This is a genomic window from Streptococcus sp. 2100, from assembly GCF_013276335.1.
GTDB classification, from domain to species: domain Bacteria; phylum Bacillota; class Bacilli; order Lactobacillales; family Streptococcaceae; genus Streptococcus; species Streptococcus pseudopneumoniae.
Window position 1 is genome coordinate 1 of record NZ_VMKV01000056.1, and the last position, 20,425, is coordinate 20,425.

Annotated in this window: 11 protein-coding genes; 10 read left to right on the forward strand and 1 reads right to left on the reverse strand. The window is 41.9% G+C overall.

Going from position 1 to position 20,425, the window contains the following annotated elements; genetic code table 11:
* Positions 1 to 2,101 (reverse strand): GH92 family glycosyl hydrolase (locus HT669_RS08175; RefSeq protein WP_172933680.1); only part of this gene is annotated, 2,101 nt, incomplete at its 3' end.
* Between the two features lie 170 nt (positions 2,102 to 2,271).
* On the opposite strand from HT669_RS08175, the gene HT669_RS08180 reads away from it, so the two are divergent.
* From HT669_RS08180 to HT669_RS08225, 10 genes are all read left to right on the forward strand, one after another.
* The gene (locus tag HT669_RS08180) at positions 2,272 to 3,552 is read left to right on the forward strand and encodes a glycoside hydrolase family 125 protein (RefSeq protein WP_101514831.1); all 1,281 of its coding nucleotides are present in this window, start codon (positions 2,272 to 2,274) and stop codon (positions 3,550 to 3,552) included.
* A 212-nt stretch (positions 3,553 to 3,764) separates the two neighbouring features.
* On the forward strand, positions 3,765 to 6,410 hold the full coding sequence (locus HT669_RS08185; RefSeq protein WP_101514832.1) for an alpha-mannosidase: 2,646 nt from the start codon (positions 3,765 to 3,767) through the stop codon (positions 6,408 to 6,410).
* Positions 6,411 to 6,492: 82 nt separating this feature from the next.
* Positions 6,493 to 7,362, forward strand: coding sequence for an ROK family protein (locus HT669_RS08190; protein ID WP_165778303.1), 870 nt, complete (start codon positions 6,493 to 6,495; stop codon positions 7,360 to 7,362).
* A complete protein-coding gene (locus HT669_RS08195) occupies positions 7,356 to 9,236 on the forward strand; it encodes a beta-N-acetylhexosaminidase (protein WP_101514834.1) in 1,881 nt (626 codons plus the stop codon). Before HT669_RS08190 ends, HT669_RS08195 begins: the two co-directional genes overlap by 7 nt.
* A 298-nt stretch (positions 9,237 to 9,534) precedes the next feature.
* Positions 9,535 to 9,861: a plasmid pRiA4b ORF-3 family protein gene (locus HT669_RS08200; RefSeq protein ID WP_243383104.1), complete on the forward strand. Its 327-nt coding sequence runs from the start codon at positions 9,535 to 9,537 to the stop codon at positions 9,859 to 9,861.
* A 767-nt stretch (positions 9,862 to 10,628) separates the two neighbouring features.
* Positions 10,629 to 11,042 carry a hypothetical protein gene (locus HT669_RS08205; RefSeq protein ID WP_240147751.1) on the forward strand — a complete coding sequence of 138 codons (414 nt, stop codon included), beginning with the start codon at positions 10,629 to 10,631 and terminating at the stop codon, positions 11,040 to 11,042.
* A gap of 309 nt (positions 11,043 to 11,351) precedes the next feature.
* Complete coding sequence (locus HT669_RS08210) at positions 11,352 to 11,939, forward strand: hypothetical protein (protein ID WP_101514467.1); 588 nt, start codon at positions 11,352 to 11,354, stop codon at positions 11,937 to 11,939.
* Between the two features lie 14 nt (positions 11,940 to 11,953).
* Positions 11,954 to 12,298: a hypothetical protein gene (locus HT669_RS08215; RefSeq protein ID WP_000055345.1), complete on the forward strand. Its 345-nt coding sequence runs from the start codon at positions 11,954 to 11,956 to the stop codon at positions 12,296 to 12,298.
* Positions 12,298 to 12,732, forward strand: a complete 435-nt coding sequence (locus HT669_RS08220) for a protein-export chaperone SecB (protein WP_172922246.1) — start codon at positions 12,298 to 12,300, stop codon at positions 12,730 to 12,732. Before HT669_RS08215 ends, HT669_RS08220 begins: the two co-directional genes overlap by 1 nt.
* 537 nt (positions 12,733 to 13,269) lie before the next feature.
* Positions 13,270 to 20,061 (forward strand): YSIRK-type signal peptide-containing protein, encoded by a 6,792-nt coding sequence (locus HT669_RS08225; RefSeq protein WP_172922247.1) that lies wholly within the window; start codon positions 13,270 to 13,272, stop codon positions 20,059 to 20,061.
* The last annotated feature ends 364 nt before the right edge of the window (positions 20,062 to 20,425 follow it).

Genomic DNA, 20,425 nt, shown 5'->3' on the forward strand with positions numbered 1-20,425 from the left:
TCGTTATTGGGCGGTTACGCTGGCTTGGTAACCAGCTGAGGGTGAAAGTTAGCTGATCAGCTTTTAGGAGGTCTTGGTGTTGAATAGTTGATACTAGGTTTTTGTCCAGTCGGCATTCTTTGACAAAGTTGAAGTGGCTGTGGTTTTGCTCAGTATGAATATCTAGCCATTTACCTTCTTTAGCTAGGTAGATACGGAGGTGATTAAAGAGAGGGATTCCGAGATCATAGCTTGGTTTTCCTGGACAGGTCGGATAAAGTCCGAGAGCTGACCAGATGTACCAAGCTGAGAGACTGCCATTGTCTTCATCGCCAGGATAGGCTTGCCAACTTGGGTGAAAGGCCTTCTGACGGAGCGTCTTGATAAGAAGGGCAGTGTAGTCAGGGTAATCGCTGTAGTGGAAGAGATAAGGAATGTGGAAACTAGGCTGGTTGGAAATGGCTATTTGTCCAAAAGGAGCAGTAGCCATCTCGCTCATTTCGTGAATTTCGTAACCATAGCCTGTTGTTTCAAAGAGGGGAGCATCTTGACAGGCTTTCAAAAGATAGTTGCTAAAGGTTTCTTTTCCACCCATCAGTTGGATTAAGCCAGGGATGTCGTGGAGAACGCCTAAAGTAGCTTGAATGGCAGAGCATTCAGCGTAGTCTCGCCCCCAACTATAAGGAGAGAAGTCAGGGTGAAAGTTTCCTTGATTGTCTCGTGCTCGCATGTAACCTGTCTCAGCGTCAAATAGCTGGCGGTAATTTTGTGAAGCAGCCTTGTAGGTTTCAGCGATTTCTATGTTCTCTAGTTTTTTGGCACAGCTGGCGATACAAAAGTCACTATAGGCATAGTCTAGAGTATGGCTAACACTTTCATGGTGGTCGGTAGAGAGGTAACCTAGTTCTTGGTATTGGGCTAGTCCGTGGCGGCCATTGATGCCGAGAGGGTCGGCTTTGCTGGCTGTTTCGAGCATGGCTTGGAAGAGTTCTCCTTCTAGGTCGGGGGCCATGTCCTTACAGGCGCTATCTGCGATAATGCCGTCTAAAAGGGTACCGGGCATCATGCCACGTTCATCTGGAGACAACCATTTTGGAAGGAAACCAGTATCGCGGTAGTTATTGAGAAATCCTTCTAAAAAGAGACGATAATGCTCTGGTATGACAAGGGCAAAGAGGGGGAAGGTGGTGCGGAAGGTATCCCAGAAGCCATTGTTGCTAAAGAGGACACCGGGCTTGACAGATCCAGTAGTCAGATCCTTGTGGATGACTTGCCCTGACTCATCAACCTCATAAAAAGTCTGAGGAAAGAGGAAGAGTCTGTAGAGGCAGTGGTCAAAGAAGGTTCGGTCAGCCTCTCCTGTCTCTATAACGTCAAAACGATGGAGGAGATTTTCCCAATCCGCTTGGGCACTTGATTTACAGTTATCAAAATCTTCTTGAGGTAGATTAAGCAGTGCTTGATAAGGCGAGATGAAAGAAGTGGCTAGCTGAATCTCAGCATGACTACTTGCTAAGTCAATTCGCCAGTCTCCCCCTTCTTGGCTAACAGCAAGAATATCCGTATTCATTTGCAGGGCAGTGAATAGTTTTAGTGGATTTTTGTTGGTTTCAGTTTTACCTTCTTGTCGTAGGGCAAGAGTTCGTTTATCTACTTGCTCCACGGTCAGTTCATCTGCTGCGTGAAGATAGAGGGAGAGGGCTTTGCCTTGCTTTTGCTCCAAACGAATAGAAGCACCGTAGCAAGTCGGTGTGAGCTGGGTTTCAATCTGATAGCGCAGGGAGAAAATTTTCAGATAATGGGGTTGGAAAGAGGCCTTATCCATATCATAAGAAGACTGACGATGGAAGAGACTGTCTCTACCTAGTTGACCGGTGACAGGTGTCAGGAGGAGCCAAGAGTAGTCGCCAATCCAAGGGCTGGGCTGGTGGGTTAATCGAATCCCCTGAAAGATAGGCAGATGCGGATCGAAAAACCAAGCTCCCTCCTGGTCACTGGTCTGGGGAACAAAGTAATTCATCCCAAAAGGCACGCCTGTGTATGGCAGGGTATTTCCCCGAGAAAAGGCATGCTTGCTGGCAGTTCCAAATCGGGTATCGATGGTTTCAAGTAGTGGTTTCATAGTCTTTCCTTTAGCTGTTTTTCTACATTATATCAGAAAAAGAGGGCCTTTAGAAAAGGAGTTTCAAAGATAACTATTTTGTAGAAAAATGACTATCATTTGTGTATGTATTTTCTGCCTCAAAAGCTATATACTGAAAATGAAACTTGTTTGAAAGAGGATACTGCACGATGATTTATTCAAAAGAAATTGTTAGAGAATGGCTAGATGAAGTGGCAGAGCGGGCTAAGGACCATCCAGAGTGGGTGGATGTTTTCGAGCGTTGCTACACCGACACCTTGGACAATACAGTTGAAATCCTAGAAGATGGTTCAACCTTTGTGCTCACAGGGGATATTCCTGCTATGTGGCTTCGGGATTCGACAGCCCAACTCAGACCCTACCTGCATGTGGCTAAAAGAGATGCCCTCCTGCGTCAGACCATTGCAGGTTTGGTCAAACGTCAGATAACCTTGGTACTCAAGGATCCCTATGCTAACTCCTTCAACATTGAGGAGAACTGGAAAGGGCACCACGAGACTGACCACACAGACCTTAACGGCTGGATCTGGGAGCGCAAGTATGAGGTGGATTCGCTTTGCTATCCTTTGCAGTTGGCTTATCTTCTCTGGAAAGAGACTGGCGAGACTAGTCAGTTTGATGAGATTTTTGTCGCAGCGACTAAGGAAATTCTTCATCTGTGGACGGTGGAACAAGACCACAAGAACTCTCCTTATCGTTTTGTTCGTGATACCGATCGTAAGGAAGACACCTTGGTAAATGATGGCTTTGGACCTGATTTTGCAGTGACAGGCATGACTTGGTCAGCCTTTCGTCCGAGTGATGATTGCTGCCAGTATAGTTACTTGATTCCGTCCAATATGTTTGCAGTTGTTGTTTTAGGGTATGTGCAAGAAATCTTTGCAGCATTAAACCTAGCTGATAGCCAGAGTGTTATCACAGACGCTAAGCGTCTTCAGGCTGAAATCCAAGAAGGAATTGAAAACTACGCCTACACAAGCAACAGCAAGGGCGAAAAGATTTATGCCTTTGAAGTGGATGGTCTAGGAAATGCTAGCATCATGGATGATCCAAACGTACCAAGTCTGTTGGCTGCGCCTTATCTGGGCTACTGTTCGGTCGATGATGAAGTGTATCAAGCAACTCGTCGTACCATTCTGAGCCCTGAAAATCCATATTTCTACCAAGGAGAATACGCTAGCGGTCTCGGAAGTTCTCATACCTTCTATCGCTATATCTGGCCCATCGCCCTTTCTATCCAAGGATTGACAACAAGTGATAAGGCAGAGAAAAAATTCTTGCTGGATCAGCTGGTTGCTTGTGATGGTGGTACAGGTGTCATGCACGAAAGCTTCCACGTAGATGACCCAACTCTCTACTCTCGTGAATGGTTCTCTTGGGCCAACATGATGTTCTGTGAATTGGTCTTGGATTACTTGGATATCCGCTAAGGAGCGTGATTTATATTCTTCGAAAATCTCTTCAAACTACGTCAGCTTTATCTGCAACCTCAAAGCAGTGTTTTGAGCAGCCTATGGCTAGCTTCCTAGTTTGCACTTTGATTTTCATTGAGTATTAGCGCAACTGATTCTTGGAAAGAATCACAAATTTACATTTAAAACGTTAACAATAAAAATTTAAATTTAGAATGAGGTTTTACTTCATGGAAAATGTTGTCGTACATATTATCTCACATAGTCACTGGGACCGTGAGTGGTACTTGCCTTTTGAAAGCCATCGTATGCAGTTGGTGGAATTGTTTGACAATCTCTTTGATCTCTTTGAAAATGACCCTGAGTTTAAGAGTTTCCATTTAGATGGACAAACCATTGTCCTCGACGACTACTTGCAAATTCGCCCTGAAAATCGTGACAAGATTCAACGCTACATTGACGAAGGAAAATTGAAAATTGGTCCCTTTTACATTTTGCAGGATGATTACTTGATTTCAAGTGAAGCCAATGTCCGCAATACTCTTATTGGTCAGCAAGAAGCTGCCAAATGGGGCAAATCAACCCAGATTGGTTACTTCCCAGATACCTTTGGAAATATGGGACAAGCGCCTCAAATCCTTCAAAAATCAGGCATTCACGTGGCAGCCTTTGGTCGTGGTGTGAAGCCGATTGGATTTGACAACCAAGTCCTCGAAGACGAGCAGTTTACGTCTCAGTTTTCAGAAATGTACTGGCAGGGTGCGGACGGAAGTCGTGTCCTCGGGATTCTCTTTGCCAACTGGTACAGTAACGGGAATGAAATCCCAGTTGATAAAGATGAGGCCTTGACCTTCTGGAAACAAAAATTGTCAGATGTGCGTGCCTATGCTTCGACCAACCAATGGTTGATGATGAACGGATGTGATCACCAGCCTGTACAGAAAAATCTGAGCGAAGCTATTCGTGTGGCAAATGAACTCTTCCCAGATGTGACCTTTGTTCACAGTTCCTTTGATGAATATGTCCAAGTCGTGGAAAGTGCCCTACCGGAGCAATTATCAACGGTTACAGGTGAGTTGACCAGTCAGGAAACAGACGGCTGGTACACACTTGCTAACACTTCTTCATCTCGTATTTATCTCAAACAAGCCTTCCAAGAAAATAGCAACCTCCTAGAGCAAGTTGTAGAACCCTTGACAATTATCACTGGGGGTCATAACCACAAGGACCAGTTGACCTATGCTTGGAAAACTCTTTTGCAAAATGCGCCCCATGATAGTATCTGTGGCTGTAGCGTGGACGAAGTTCACCGTGAGATGGAGACACGTTTTGCCAAGGTCAATCAAGTCGGAAACTTTGTTAAGAGCAATCTTCTTAACGAATGGAAGGGTAAAATCGCTACAGCTAAGGTTCAAAGTGATTACCTCTTTACTGTCATTAACACAGGTTTGCATGATAAGGTTGATACTGTCAGCACAGTGATTGATGTGGCGACTTGTGATTTCAAGGAATTGCACCCAACAGAAGGTTACAAGAAGATGGCTGCTCTTACCTTGCCAAGTTACCGTGTGGAGGACTTAGATGGGCGTCCTGTAGAGGCTAAAATCGAGGATCTTGGGGCTAATTTTGAGTATGATTTACCAAAAGACAAGTTCCGCCAAGCTCGTATCGCCCGTCAAGTGCGCGTGACCATTCCAGTTCACCTAGCGCCGCTTTCTTGGACAACTTTCCAATTGCTGGAAGGAGAACAAGAACACCGTGAGGGTATTTACCAAAACGGAGTGATTGATACACCATTCGTAACGGTGAGTGTGGATGACACTATCACAGTTTATGACAAGACAACTCACGAAGCCTATGAAGATTTTATCCGCTTTGAAGACCGTGGTGACATCGGAAACGAGTATATCTATTTCCAACCAAAAGGAACAGAGCCAATCTATGCAGAGCTTAAGGGCTACGAGGTCTTGGAAAACACAGCTCGCTACGCTAAGATTTTGCTCAAACATGAATTGATCGTGCCTGTCAGTGCAGATGAAAAGCTAGAAGAAGAGCAAAAAGGCATCATCGAGTTTATGAAGCGTGAAGCTGGACGTTCAGAAGAATTGACAAGCATTCCTCTTGAAACTGAGATGACTATCTTCGTTGATAATCCACAAATCCGCTTCAAGACTCGCTTTACTAACACTGCCAAAGACCATCGTATCCGTCTCTTGGTCAAGACTCATAACACGCGTCCAAGCAATGATTCTGAAAGCATCTATGAGGTGGTGACACGACCAAACAAACCAGCTGCTTCATGGGAAAATCCTGAAAATCCTCAACACCAACAAGCCTTTGTTAGTCTGTATGACGATGAAAAAGGTGTGACTGTATCCAATAAGGGATTGAATGAATACGAAATCCTTGGAGACGACACCATTGCAGTGACTATTTTGCGTGCATCAGGTGAGCTAGGTGACTGGGGCTACTTCCCAACACCAGAAGCACAATGCTTGCGTGAATTTGAAGTCGAGTTTGCGCTTGAATGCCACCAAGCCCAAGAACGCTTTTCAGCCTATCGTCGCGCCAAAGCCTTGCAGACACCATTTACCAGCCTTCAGCTTGCTAGACAGGAAGGAAGCGTGGCTGCGACTGGTAGCCTCTTGAGCCATTCTGTTCTCAGCATACCGCAAATCTGTCCAACAGCCTTTAAAGTGGCGGAAAATGAAGAAGGCTATGTCCTCCGTTACTATAATATGAGTCAAGAAAATGTGCGCATATCAGAACATCAACAAACCATTCTTGACTTACTTGAGCGACCATATTCAGTTCATTCAGGACTATTGGCTCCACAAGAAATTAGTACAGAATTCATCAAAAAAGAAGAAATTTAATTTCAACAAGTAAACATAAAAAGAAAGGAGGGGCGAAAAGGTAAGAACTAACTGCTGATTTGCCCCTTTTATGGTAAAAACAATGACCATTGCAACGATTGATATCGGAGGGACTGGGATTAAGTTCGCTAGTCTGACTCCTGATGGGAAAATACTAGATAAGACAAGTATCCCAACACCAGAAAACTTGGAGGAATTACTAGCTTGGCTAGACCAGCGCTTGTCAGAGCAGGATTACAGTGGGATTGCTATGAGCGTTCCAGGCGCGGTCAATCAAGAGAAAGGTGTGATTGATGGCTTCAGTGCGGTGCCCTACATTCACGGCTTTTCTTGGTATGAGGCGCTTAGCTCTTATCAGATTCCTGTCCATCTGGAAAATGATGCCAACTGCGTTGGACTCAGTGAATTACTGGCTCATCCAGAACTTGAAAATGCAGCCTGTGTCGTGATTGGGACAGGGATTGGTGGAGCCATGATTATCAATGGCCGACTGCACCGAGGTCGCCACGGTCTGGGTGGAGAATTTGGCTATATGACCACCCTTGCCCCTGCTGAAAAGCTCAACAACTGGTCGCAACTAGCGTCAACTGGGAATATGGTACGCTACGTGATTGAAAAATATGGTCAGACTGACTGGGACGGCCGCAAGATTTACCAAGAAGCCGCAGCTGGGAATGCTCTTTGCCAAGAAGCCATTGAGCGCATGAACCGCAATTTGGCGCAAGGCTTGCTCAATATCCAGTATCTCATCGATCCAGATGTCATCAGTCTGGGAGGCTCTATCAGTCAAAATCCAGATTTTATCCAAGGTGTCAAGGAAGCTGTTGAAGACTTTGTCGATACCTACGAAGAATATACGGTCGCACCCGTCATCCAAGCCTGCACCTATCATGCAGATGCCAATCTCTATGGTGCCCTTGTCAACTGGCTACAGGAGGAAAATCAATGGTAAGATTTACAGGGCTTAGTCCCAAACAAACTCAGGCAATCGACTTGCTGACAAAGCATATTTCTTTACCAGATGTTGAAGTGGCTGTCACTCAGTCTGACCAAGCCTCTATCTCTATCAAGGGTGAGGGTGGCCACTATCAATTGACCTACCGCAAACCTCACCAACTTTATCGTGCCTTGTCCTTGTTGGTAACAGCTCTAGCAGAAGGTGATAAAGTAGGGATTGAGGAGCAGGCGGCTTATGAAGAGTTGGCCTACATGGCAGACTGTTCTCGAAATGCGGTGCTAAATGTGACTTCTGCCAAGCAGATGATTGAGGTCTTGGCTCTCATGGGCTACTCAACCTTTGAACTCTACATGGAAGACACCTACCAGATTGAGGGACAGCCTTATTTTGGTTATTTCCGTGGGGCTTATTCGGCTGAGGAGTTGCAGGAAATCGAAGCCTACGCCCAGCAGTTTGATATGACCTTTGTGCCTTGTATCCAGACCTTGGCCCACTTGTCGGCCTTTGTCAAATGGGGTGTCAAGGAAGTGCAGGAGCTCCGTGATGTAGAGGCCATTCTTCTCATTGGCGAAGAAAAGGTTTATGACCTGATTGATGGCATGTTTGCCACGTTGTCTAAACTGAAGACTCGCAAGGTCAATATCGGGATGGACGAAGCCCACTTGGTTGGTTTGGGACGCTACTTGATATTGAACGGTGTTGTGGATCGTAGTCTCCTAATGTGTCAACACTTGGAGCGCGTGCTGGATATTGCTGACAAATATGGTTTCCACTGCCAGATGTGGAGCGATATGTTCTTTAAACTTATGTCAGCGGATGGCCAGTACGACCGTGATGTGGAAATTCCAGAAGACACTCGTGTCTATCTAGACCGTCTCAAAGACCGTGTGACCTTGGTTTACTGGGACTATTATCAGGATAGCGAGGAAAAATACAACCGTAATTTCCGCAATCATCATAAGATTAGTCATGACCTTGCCTTTGCAGGTGGTGCTTGGAAGTGGATTGGTTTTACACCCAACAACCATTTCAGCCGTCTAGTGGCTATCGAGGCCAATAAAGCCTGTCGTGCCAATGACATCAAAGAAGTCATCGTGACGGGTTGGGGGGACAATGGTGGGGAAACAGCTCAGTTTTCTATTCTCCCAAGCTTGCAAATCTGGGCAGAACTCAGCTATCGCAATGACCTAGACCGTTTGTCTGCTCACTTCAAGACCAATACTGGCCTATCGGTTGAAGATTTTATGCAGATTGACCTTGCCAACCTCTTACCAGACCTGCCAGGCAATCTCAGTGGCATCAATCCTAACCGCTATGTCTTTTATCAGGATGTCCTCTGTCCGATCCTTGACCGACACATGACACCTGAACAGGACAAACCACACTTTGCTCAGGCAGCTGAGACCCTTGCTGAAATCAAAGAAAAAGCTGGTGCTTACTCTTACCTCTTTGAAACTCAGGCTCAGTTGAACCAGATTTTAAGTAGCAAAGTGGATGTAGGAAGACGCATTCGTCAGGCTTACCAAGTGGGCGATAAAGAAAGTCTACAAGAAATCGCAAGGCAAGAATTACCAGAACTCAGAAGCCAAATTGAACACTTCCATGCCCTCTTTAGCCACCAATGGCTGAAAGAAAACAAGGTCTTTGGCTTGGATACAGTTGACATCCGCATGGGCGGACTCTTGCAACGCATCAAGCGAGCAGAAAGCCGTATCGAGGCTTATCTGGCTGGTCAGATTGACCGCATCGACGAGCTGGAAGTAGAAATTCTGCCATTTAACGACTTCTACGCAGACAAGGGCTTCGCAGCCACAACAGCCAACCAGTGGCATACCATTGCGACAGCTTCGACCATTTATACAACTTAAAAACAAGAACACCTTGCTTGGCGCAGGGTGTTTCGCGTGAAACAGAAGAATTATCTAGTTTCAAATGCCACAGTTAGACAAACTTATGCTAAAATAGCAGAAAGGGAATGTTTCCTAAGAGCAATTCTATCGATGAGCACTTGGAGGTATTGTGGTACACTTAAAATTAGTAAAACAAGAAATAGAAGCTGAAAAGCCAGCATCTGTAGAAGCCTGGGTCATTTTCGTCAAATTTTAAAAAGGTTGCTACCGACATATATAAATTCTAAAAACAAAAACGTTAGTAGAACTAGCAGATGTGATTTTATGGAGTTTTGATTTTGCAAATGATCATGCTCATGCATTTTTCGTGGATAATGTTGCGTGGAGTCCTGCAGATTCTTACTTTCTTAGCTTTGTTAGTGACGATGTTGAAGAACGTTACACAGAAAATGTCTATCTGGATACCCTAAGTGTCAAACAAAAATTTAAGTTTATTTTCGACTTCGGTGATGAATGGCGTTTTGAATGCCAAGTGCTGAGAGAAATCGAGACAGAGGGCGAAGAAGCTTATCTCGTACGTTCGGTTGGAACGCCGCCAGAACAATATCCAGATTATGATGGTTTTGACTATGAAGAATGGTAAAATTGATTGTTAAACAATCTAAAAAACAATTGGAATCAGTCTGTGTAGGCTTAGTATTTCAATTGTTTTTTTGTGATGGTTTCAGATAAGAGAGTTTTTAATACTCAATGAAAATCAAAGAGCAAACTAGGAAGCTAGCTGTAGGTTGCTCAAAACACTGTTTTGAGGCTTCAGATGGAAGCTGAGGAGGTTTGAAGAGATTTTCGAAGAGTATAAATTTGTTGAGGGTGTAGCTAATACGTATCAAGTCTGGTAGATTGAGAAAACTTGACAAAAAATTAGATAGTGCTAGAATAACATTAACGAAAGACATTTGAGGGCAGAAAGGTTCCTGTCACACCTTGCAAAAGGGTATCTGAGATGCTGGGTACACCGACCAGCCAAGGGTCCGTTATTTCAAAGTAGGGGCTTAAATGCTCCTTTTTTATTTAAAAATTTCAAAATAGATTACACTCACCGCAGGCTTAGCCTTGCGTTTTTTGTTTGACAAAATTAAAAAAATGTGTAAGAATAAGTAGAATTGAAAACAGGAAAACTCACCTCCTTTCGATTCGTCTAGCCTTTTCGTGAGGCAATGAGGGGGCGGAGAGACGCGCTCGTCAACAGAAGTATCTCATTGGAAATGTTGCTCACTTTTTAGTGAGCTTTTTATCTAGGGAATAGAAATAAAAAGCAAAAAGTTAAAATTAGGTCAAATTGATTTAAAAATGTGCAAGGATTACGACCTTATTCAAGCGATGGACTATGACTTTAAGACGAAGGAAGTAATGAATAAAGGAAGGGGATTTGCGGTAACTCTTGTCAAAATACAGGGGCTAACTTTCTTGATTCCATTTAGAAGTTATATTCCTAAAAAGTATCAGTTGAAGTATAAGCTTCGAAATTCAGCAAAAGAAGGGTATGTTGAAGGATTAGATATTGGTAAAACCTTGATTTTAGAAGATGAAAGTTATTTGCTAAATACTACTTTTCGACTTCGAAAAATCGAAGATTATTATAAAGTAATGGACAATGATAGAGCTATAATTAATAAGTTGGTAAAAGCTATTATAGACTATAACCGTGCTTTAGAAATGAACGATAGAAACAAACTTGAAGATCCTAAACGCTTTAAATTCTCAACATTCCAGAATTATTCTACTAGATTAAGAGTCATAACAGAAAAAGACTATTTAGAATAGATAATGTTTTTGCAGGTTCTGGCTTGCATTTCTATTTTGCAAAAACACGCATTTTGAACGATTAGAACCAGAAATTACAATCCTATTCTTCAAAAAAGCGTTTTCTTGAAGAATGGAAAAAGCCCGATTTTATGGGGTTTTAATTCTGATAAAATCCGATAATTTTGGCATGATAAGGTGAGGTAGTTATTGTCTTAATGCTCAGTTCCGTTCTGGAAATCGCTAGAATGTTTTCAAAAAATCCCGTAATAGTTGAATTATCTAAGCTTTAACAGTATAATCAAGCTAGTAGCTTCATCAGGAAGTTCTATGCTACAATATAGTAGGTGGCACGGCACCACACCACCAATAAAAGAAAAGATTCTATCTGCTGGGTTTTCTTATGAGAAATATAAACCTGGTATTCATAAACAGAGACATCCGAACGACTTGGGTAATGGTATTTACTTTTTTCTACCTTTTGACAAAGATACTGGTAAAACGATTGCTTCTGCTTATGTCGCAAAGTATAAGTCATTTGAACTAAGCAAACCTGGGGTTAGGCCTGAGTTAATTCATGCTAAAATCACCCTAAAATCTATAGATAAGATTTTTATTTTAGATAACCCAAAAAACCAAAGGTTATTAGAGGAATATCGACAAGCAGCATCTATTCAAATTGAACGTGAGATTGCAGGTATTTCAGGTAGCGGAGCCAAAAATAGAGCTACTCTTCTTAACCAAAATCAAGGATTAATTATTGAGCTGTTGCTTGATTTAGCGTCTCAGCATGGGAAGAATTATGAAGCAGTGCAGTCCAAAACATATACTGCTATTCCATTTTTACCAGTAATTGACGGAAAGAATGGAGAGGAAATTTGTATCCGTGATTTAAATTGTATTACAAACATTTTATAAATAAGGAGGCTTTTATGAGTTTATTGTCAAACTTTTTAGGAACTGAAGAATTTTCTTTGATGGATTCTCCAATGTTCCAAGAATTAGTTGAAAATATTAAGGCCAACAAAATTTATTCAGTAAACAATGAATTTGATTATGATTTGAATATATCAGGAAGTCTTAAAAAATATAAAGATGAAATCCATTTTACTCCTCAATTAAATAATCAAAAAGAGTTTGATGATTTGAATTCTGTAACTAAAGTAAATGCAATGCCTAAATATAATATAAAAAACAAGAAGTCATGTTTTTCATATTTACCAATAGATTCTGAAAACTTAATTACAACAAAAGAAAATAGTGAGGTGGCAGCTTAATGTCCTCTTTACAATTTAAAGATTACTTTTTAAATGAAGTATCGTATCGAAGAAATCCTAGTTTTGACCAAACAAATAGTACTATTAATTTACAGCCTGAATTGTCTGCACAGATTTTAATAAGAAAATCTGAAAACCTTACTTACGTTAACTTAATAACAAAGCAAGGAAATATAGATTCAGATGATTCTGCTTTTGAGCTTATTGTAGATATTGTTGGAGAATTTTCATTTATATATGACAAGACAGAATTTGATATTCCTTTTGAAACTTTTCTTAAAGAGAATGGCTTAGCAATGCTTTGGTCCTATATTCGGCCTATCGTATCTGATATGATTACTCGGGGTAATGAGTTCCCCAACTTCATATTGCCTGTCGTTAACATTAAAAAAATGCTTGAAGACAAAGATTCTACCAAGTTAACATACGAATAAAAACAGTGTATGTATTTTTCAAAGCTCTAATGAAATGCTTTCACATTTAAAAGGTATTCGGAGAACTATAAATCAAAATTGTGATAAAAATAAATAGGATCAAAGAGTTTTGTATGATAGTAGTTGCAATTTGAAACTCTAGCTTCTTCAAGACTCAGCTATCAATGAAAATCACCAGAAGGGCAGTATTTTAACGGCTCTTCTGGTGGTTTTTGAATTGTTTGGTTAGTGTGAGATATGAATAATTTGGGGTTTAATACTCTTCGAAAATCTCTTCAAACCACGTCAACGTCGCTTTACCGTGGATATGTTGAGTCTGGATAAAGAACCAATCGTAGGAGAAAATGAAGTCAATATTTCCACGATAAGATACATGATATCAAGCTTAGTTCATAATGTTTGATTTATAAAAAGAAAGAGAGTATAATGAGTTAAGCCTGCCTAAAGTATGCCCAAATATTTTAGGGGGGGCTTTTTTATTTGCCCTTCCATAGATATACTAAGCCGATAATTATCGGAAAAGGAGCAAAATGATATATGTTTTATAAAGATAATGAAGATAGAGAAAAGCAATTGCGCTTTTCGATTCGTAAGGTTAGTTTTGGAGCGGCCTCGGTAGCCGTGGCGGCGCTGTATCTCTTTATGGGAAGTGGAGCGGTATCTGCTGCGGAAGCGCAGACCATACAGTCAAATGAGGAGGTGGCAGCTGATAAGGATTCGGAAACAGAGAAAAAATCAGAGGATCCACAGCTAACCTACGCTGCTCCTGCTGCAAAGAAACAAGGATCTGCAACCAATACTGAAGCAGGGGATGAAGGCAAGCAAGAAAGTCATCCAGAGACCAAAGAGGAAGAAGCCAACTCATCTGAAAGAAGCGAAACTACAACAAAGACTCAATCGGATGAAGACTCTGTGAGCGGGGACTCTAGCTCTCCAAAATCTACAGAGGACAGTGAAGGTACAAGATCAGAAGAAGCAAGCAACAAGCCAAAAGTACGTAAAAGACGTGATATAAGTGCCACTCCAGGTGCAGATGTTGCAACGGATGATCCATCAGCAAATCAGACTTACATAGCACCAAGCGCTGATGCGAGTGTAGAGGAGTTAGTAGAAAAATTAAAAACATTGCCGAATGTGATTGAAAACAATAATAAAATCAACGGCGTTCAAATGAAGAAATTAGGTGATGCTAAAGGTATAGCACTAGGAGAGGTAAGAGAACTTGATGAGTTTGGTGGTTGGAAAGCTGTAACTACTGATGGACAAGTTGGAAAATTTGCTATTGCTAGAAAAACAGCAAAAGGTGTATTCCCGGCATATACTATAAATATAAACAGAACTAATGATGCTTGGCTTCGAGAACAAGTTCTTGATTGGAATAGTGAATACACATTGCTATTATCAAAAGTGGTGACAAAAGCTAGTAGAGATACGGATGTTCCTTATGATGGACAACCTTACAAAGGTAACAATGAATCTGGAAAAACAACAGCTAGAACAGCAAAAGGATTTGATGGAATAGAAAAAACTTTTAAAGTGTATTCTTCAGCTGAAGGTTCTAAAGTAAGAGTGGATTTCAAAACAGGTTATACGGGAGATGTTGAAGGTTCTAAGGCTGAATACAAGGTGGAAGTATATACTGATAATTCTACTAATCCAATTTATACAACAACATTTAGACCGGATAAGAACATTACTGATAAGGAAAGGACAGTTATTGCAGCTAAAGATGGAACAAAAATTACAGAGAAAATAAACGTTTCAAGCAATACTAAAGAAGAAATAGAAGGTAAGATGGCATTGGATGCCAATAGACCTAATGGAACAGTAGGACGCTTTACGAGTAAGTTGATTGAATTGCCTAAAGGTGTAACTTCATACAAAGTAAGATTAAGTCTAGCTAATAAAAGATATGGTGGGATGAGTTATAATTCTTCGTATTTACAATACTCATTGCCGATTACTGGGCTCGACTTTAATATTACACAAGACACTAAACATATAGCGAAGTCACTATTGCAACAGGCTTATAATAAACTGCTTGAAGACCAACAAAAAGATGAACATAGAAAAACTAAAGACAGTGTCCGTGCTTACCGAGAAAGGTTAGCTAAAATTAAAGAATTATTAGACTCAAATGAGTTGAAAAATAATTCTGAATATCTTTCTGTGTTAGAAAGTGCTGTTTATAGCAGAGATAACTTGATAGCTCAAAACTTTGAAGCGAAGACTGTCAAACAAGTCAAAGATAGCCAAGTTTTGATAGACTTGTCGACACATCCAGAAAAAGTGATTACCTATAAAGAAAATAGTGTCGAAAAAGCCTTGCCTGACTATCTGGTAGCAAGCTGGAAGAATACCCCTGACTTTACGACTGTTGGTCCACATACTGGCATTGTTGCGATCTCTGAAAAGGGTGACGCAGGTGCTCAAAACCAAGAAATAGCAGAAGTTACGGTTTCTATTACCATTTATCCTAAGGCTGAAGCCGGGCAAGCAAAATTTGTCAATGTCCTCACAGAGAACAATCGCTTGTTGGATGGGGATAACCCTGAAAACTATGTCAAGTTTGTCAATGGCAATCAAACAGTTGCTAAACCAGCGGATATGACGGTGACATGGCATAAAAAACCAGATACAACGACTGCTAATGTTGATCAAGAAGGTATCGTTAAAGTCAGCTACAGTGCGACCGATGAGAACGGTGCTCTTAGCACCCAAAGTTACTTTGTGACTGTGAAGGTGCCTGTTTATCCACCAGCACAGTTGAAAAACAATGTAGGTAGCTACAACAATAAACAAGGTACCCTCTCAAATGGTACCAACCCAGAAGATTATATCGAGTTCAAGGATGGTAACCAAACCGTTGCAAAACCAGCTGGAGTGACAGTTCGTTGGCAAGGAAGTACTGCACCAGGTATTGGCACAGCATCGGCTCAAAATCGTGGCATTATCGAAGTGGTTTACCCAAGTGGAGACTCTCAAAACCCAACGGTAAAAACACTTGAAGTTGCGCTTCCAACCTACCATTCTGTAGTGAAAAAATCAGAGTACACACGCGACATTACACAAAGTTTTGATAGCAATCAAGCAAGCAACTATGTCACAACGACTCCGAATGCACCAACAAGAACAGAATACTTCTGGAAGACAGATGAAACTAGAAATAAAGAGTACGGTTCAGCAACATGGGGTAATATCTCAGGAGACTGGCTCGGTAAGAAGACCAATAAGGTTAAGGTCTACTATCCAAATGCGAATGGTGGCAATCCGAAATCAGAAAACTTGGCGGAAGAAACTACTGAGATAACCTTCATCACAAAACCAGCTAAGCCAAGTATTGCAACCAACTTGACAGGAAAAGCAGGCACGCGAACTCATGTATCCGTTACGAATGCGACTCCTGGAACAACACTTTACCTCTACAATGGTACTACACAATTAGGTAGTGTCGAAGTTCCTAAGAATGGTGCTTATAGCAAGCTAGTGACTGCAGAGCTCACTCCGACAGCGGACATCCCTGCATCAACGAATCTGACTGTGAAGTCTGTCTATATGCCAAACGATGACAGCCAACGAGTTGAATCAGATAGTAGTGATCCAGTTTCTAGTACGCAAGTGACGGTATCTGCTAAAGGAACGATTCAAACCTTGGCAGGTTCTGGTAATATTACAGAACTAAGCAATCTCAACCAAGCTACCCTTTCTAAATTGTTAACCCTCTCAGATGGTAGTGCTGTTGATTCTGCAACGGCAGCTCGTTGGGAATCTGGTCAAAACATTGCCAAGGGTGAAGCAGGTACACGGACTGAAAAACTATTTGTTCGTTTACCAGGTCATACCAAGGAACAAGAAGTAACCCTTACAATTAAGACTCTTGCACAGCCAACTGCGAAACCAGTTCTAAAAGCTCCTGACGAAGTGATTACAAACGAGAGCTTGTCTCACTTTGTGACAGATGAAGGAGCTGCTTCTCTTGCTTGGGAAGGAAATCCAGCTGTCGTGACGGCAGGACGCAACATTCCACGTATCAAGGTTACCTATCCAGCTGCGGGAGTAGATGGCATTGCCTTTTCAGATGTAACGACGCAGTATGTGATTCCAACTATCTACGGAGTGAAATCCAAGTCTACAGATACGTATACAAATACGCAAAACCAAGCTTTTGATACGAACGCAGCCAACTATGTTGAGCAGTCAACTGCGACCGCTTTACCAGCGGGCATGACTTATGGTTGGGAGGATGGAGAGCCAAGTGCAGGTACGGTTGGAGAGTTTACCCGAACAGTCATCAGCACGTTTGGTAATGGAAATAGTGTTCCAGCAGAACTTCGTGGTCGTACGGTTAAGACAGTGATTCGATTTGCTGTAAAACCAACGACTCCAGTTGCGACTGCAAATGAAGATGGTAGTGTTGGTATTAGCATTCCAGATGGTGCAACGAGACTAGACGTTACCTATACGCCAACGAATGGTGCGGCTGAAACAACGACTTCGATCACGAAGAATGGTTTGAGCTGGGTTGCACAAGGTTTGACTGTGACTCCTTCTCAAGATGGTAGCCGACTCATTCTTTCTGCAGATGATTTGAAAGATGGTACGGAGTTGAAGGGGGTTGCAGTTGCGACAGGTGCAGCAGGTGACTTGACAAGTGCAGATAGCAATACTGTACGAGTAAAAGCACCGCAATTGAGCTCTCCAGTCATCACTCAAGAAGCCGACTATAGCATTCAGATTGCGCTGGATGAAAAGGCGACTCATGCTGAGGTTTCCTATACAGATGTAGGAAACACCATGCGGAAACTAACCTTTGATAAGCGTGGGGATGAGTGGATCCGAACTGATAATGTTCACATTGGTTCGGTAGTAACTACTGGTAACAATATTGTCATGGCAGTCAACACCGCTAAATCTGGTACTCTTGTTTCAGCTAGCCAGAAGACAGAGTTGTCTGATTTCTCAGTGGCGGCTACGCATAAGGCTATCGGTCTTCTTAATAATCCAGTATTGATACCAAATGATGATACGAGTGTTACGATTGAAGCACCACAGGATGCGACAAGTCTATCTGTAACCTATACTCCAGCTAATGGTCAAGAGAAGACTGTAACGATTTCGAAGACTAACTCTGGTTGGATCAGTCCAGATGGATTTGAGGTTAAGAATGGAAACCCTACTTTAATGGGTGGTACAGCTCAAGCAGGACGTACTGTGAAGGTTAAAGCCTTAGGTGATTCTTCTGAAAGTAAGGAAGTAAGTGCTGTTGTTAAGACGGCTCAACCAAGCGAAATTCAAGCTGAAGTGAAGCAAAATGGTGACTTTGTACTTACTCTGCCGACAGATGCGGATCAGTTAACTCTTCATATTCCTACTAGTGATACGGTTGTTGAGGATACTGTCCTTTCTAAAGCGAACAACTGGGAATTGCCAGCTGGGTCATTATTCCGTAGAGTAGGAAATACCGTAGTCATCCCAGCAAATCTTGTCAAAGGGAGTAACCAAGTTACTTATGTTGCAACAGCAGGAAGTGGAGCTGCTAAGAGTGAAGATAGAGCAGGAAGTATGATTGTTCCTACTCATACAGCACCAACGGTTGCAGATATCATTGTGGCAGCAAACGGTGCTCCGACTGCAAATCAGGTCAATCAAGCAGTTACGGCAGATAACAAACAAACTGCTACTGCTCAAAACTTGCCTACTGTTCTAGCAGGTCAAAGTCAGAAGATTTCTGCTACGGTAACTTATCAAGATAACAGTCAAGAAATAGTTGATGTGACGGTGAAAGCAAAATATGCGACACCAGCTCAAGTGACAGGTAGTCAAAAAGATAATGGTGATCTTGTCTTTACTCTTCCTCAAGATGCAGATGATGTTACTATTAACTACGAAGCTAATGATGGATCTAAACAGACTGCGAAACTTCATAAAGAAGGAAATGCGTGGACTGTTGTATCAGGCAATCTAACCGTTGATGGTAGCAGTGCTACTCTCGCAAACGGTGTCTATACAAGTCCTCAAGCAATTGAATTGATTGCGACAGCTGGTGAGGGAGACCAACAGAGTGAACAAGCACAAAATGGTTTCCGTCCGACTGAACACACGGTTACATCTCAAACCATTAGCAAGGTTAAAGGACAAACTCCGACAAACGATGAATTGTTAAATGCTATCACTGCTGATAAAAAGCAATCTGCTGTTTTAAAAGATGGGACTCAATACCCAACTACGGTTGGAAATCATACGATTACAGTTACCGTCACTTATGCAGATGGTACGACAGAGGATATTCCTGTAACCTATAAGGTGACAGCCGATAAGAAAGCTCTTGAAGCGGCTAAAGCGGAACTCGACCAAGGTATTCAAGCTGCTCCAGATACAAGTGGTAAGACACCAGACTCTGTCACAGCTTACAACAAAGCCAAGACAGAAGCTGAAACTGCAGCTCAGGAAGCACAAGTCGTTATCAACGACCAAAACGCCAGCGAACAAGCTGTTCAAGATGCTATTGCTAAGGTAACCAAAGCCAAAGAAGCTCTTGACCAAGCCAAGACTAACTTGACGCCAGCCGCAACCGAACAAGAAAAACAAGCCTTGACGGTTGCGAAGAACAACTTGGATACTCCAGCTACAACAACGGGTATGACCCCAGAGTCTATCGATGCTTACAACAAAGCTAAAGACGCTGCTCAAGCCCAAGTAGATGAAGCCAAAGCGGAGGCACAAGCTGCCCTTGATAAGGAAACTTTAGACAAGTCAGAACTAAGTAAGCAGACTCAAACCTTAGAAAATCTTTTGAGATCATTGACAGGTGTATCGAATCCTACCACAGATTCAGCACGTCTGGTTTTGGCAGAGGCTAAGAAAGCTCTTGCAGATGACAGTTTGACAGAGCAAGGGTTGCGCCATATCTTGCAAACAGTCAAAGATGCCATTGCTTCCCTAGAGTCCATTAAGGAAAGCCAGTCAGCAACGAAGGCTGGAGAACAAAAAGTTTCTGAGGCAGCACCAGAAGCAGATAAGCCTGTAGCCCAAACTCAAATCTCAGTAGGAGCTATTGTGGCAAGTATACTGGTTCTATTAGGTCTCCTCTTTTTCCTCCTAGCTCGTCGTAATAAAGAATCAGAACTCGAGAAATTAACCAAGGAATTAAGTAAACTTCTTAAGAACTTAAACCTTGAAACAGTGGATAAGGATGTCCTTAAAAAGTCTCAAGAAGAACTTCAAAATGCAGTTTCTTTCTTAGCAGATGAAAAAGGCTCTGAGCATACTGAAGCAGAGTTGATTGATAATCTTAAAGAGGTTATTGCTAAGTTGAAAGCAAACGCCTAATAACATATTAAAAGTCTCCAGATTAGGAACTATCCGTAAGTTCACTAATCTGGAGATTTTTCAATATACTTCGTTATTGGGCGGTTACAAATGAAATAAAGAATAGGACAAATTGATCAGGACAGTCAAATCAATTTCTAACAATGTTTTAGAAGTAAAGGTGTACTATTCTAGCTTCAATCTACTATAACAGAGTGACGCCATCACTGGGCTAATAGAGATAAAATAGACAATTGATTTAGGACATTTGTAAGCGCGTCATAACAAGGTATCTATCATTCATGGAAGACCTCCTGTATACTATTAGTAAAGTAAAACTATTGGAGGATATTTTAATGCCACAACCTATTGTTCCTGTAGAGAT

Coding starts and splice junctions, on each gene's coding strand:
- HT669_RS08185 (WP_101514832.1), top strand. CDS start 3,765: ATGGAAAATGTTGTCGTACATATTATCTCACATAGTCACTGGGACCGT.
- HT669_RS08190 (WP_165778303.1), top strand. CDS start 6,493: ATGACCATTGCAACGATTGATATCGGAGGGACTGGGATTAAGTTCGCT.
- HT669_RS08220 (WP_172922246.1), top strand. CDS start 12,298: ATGTCCTCTTTACAATTTAAAGATTACTTTTTAAATGAAGTATCGTAT.
- HT669_RS08215 (WP_000055345.1), top strand. CDS start 11,954: ATGAGTTTATTGTCAAACTTTTTAGGAACTGAAGAATTTTCTTTGATG.
- HT669_RS08210 (WP_101514467.1), top strand. CDS start 11,352: ATGCTACAATATAGTAGGTGGCACGGCACCACACCACCAATAAAAGAA.
- HT669_RS08195 (WP_101514834.1), top strand. CDS start 7,356: ATGGTAAGATTTACAGGGCTTAGTCCCAAACAAACTCAGGCAATCGAC.
- HT669_RS08180 (WP_101514831.1), top strand. CDS start 2,272: ATGATTTATTCAAAAGAAATTGTTAGAGAATGGCTAGATGAAGTGGCA.
- HT669_RS08225 (WP_172922247.1), top strand. CDS start 13,270: ATGTTTTATAAAGATAATGAAGATAGAGAAAAGCAATTGCGCTTTTCG.
- HT669_RS08205 (WP_240147751.1), top strand. CDS start 10,629: ATGAATAAAGGAAGGGGATTTGCGGTAACTCTTGTCAAAATACAGGGG.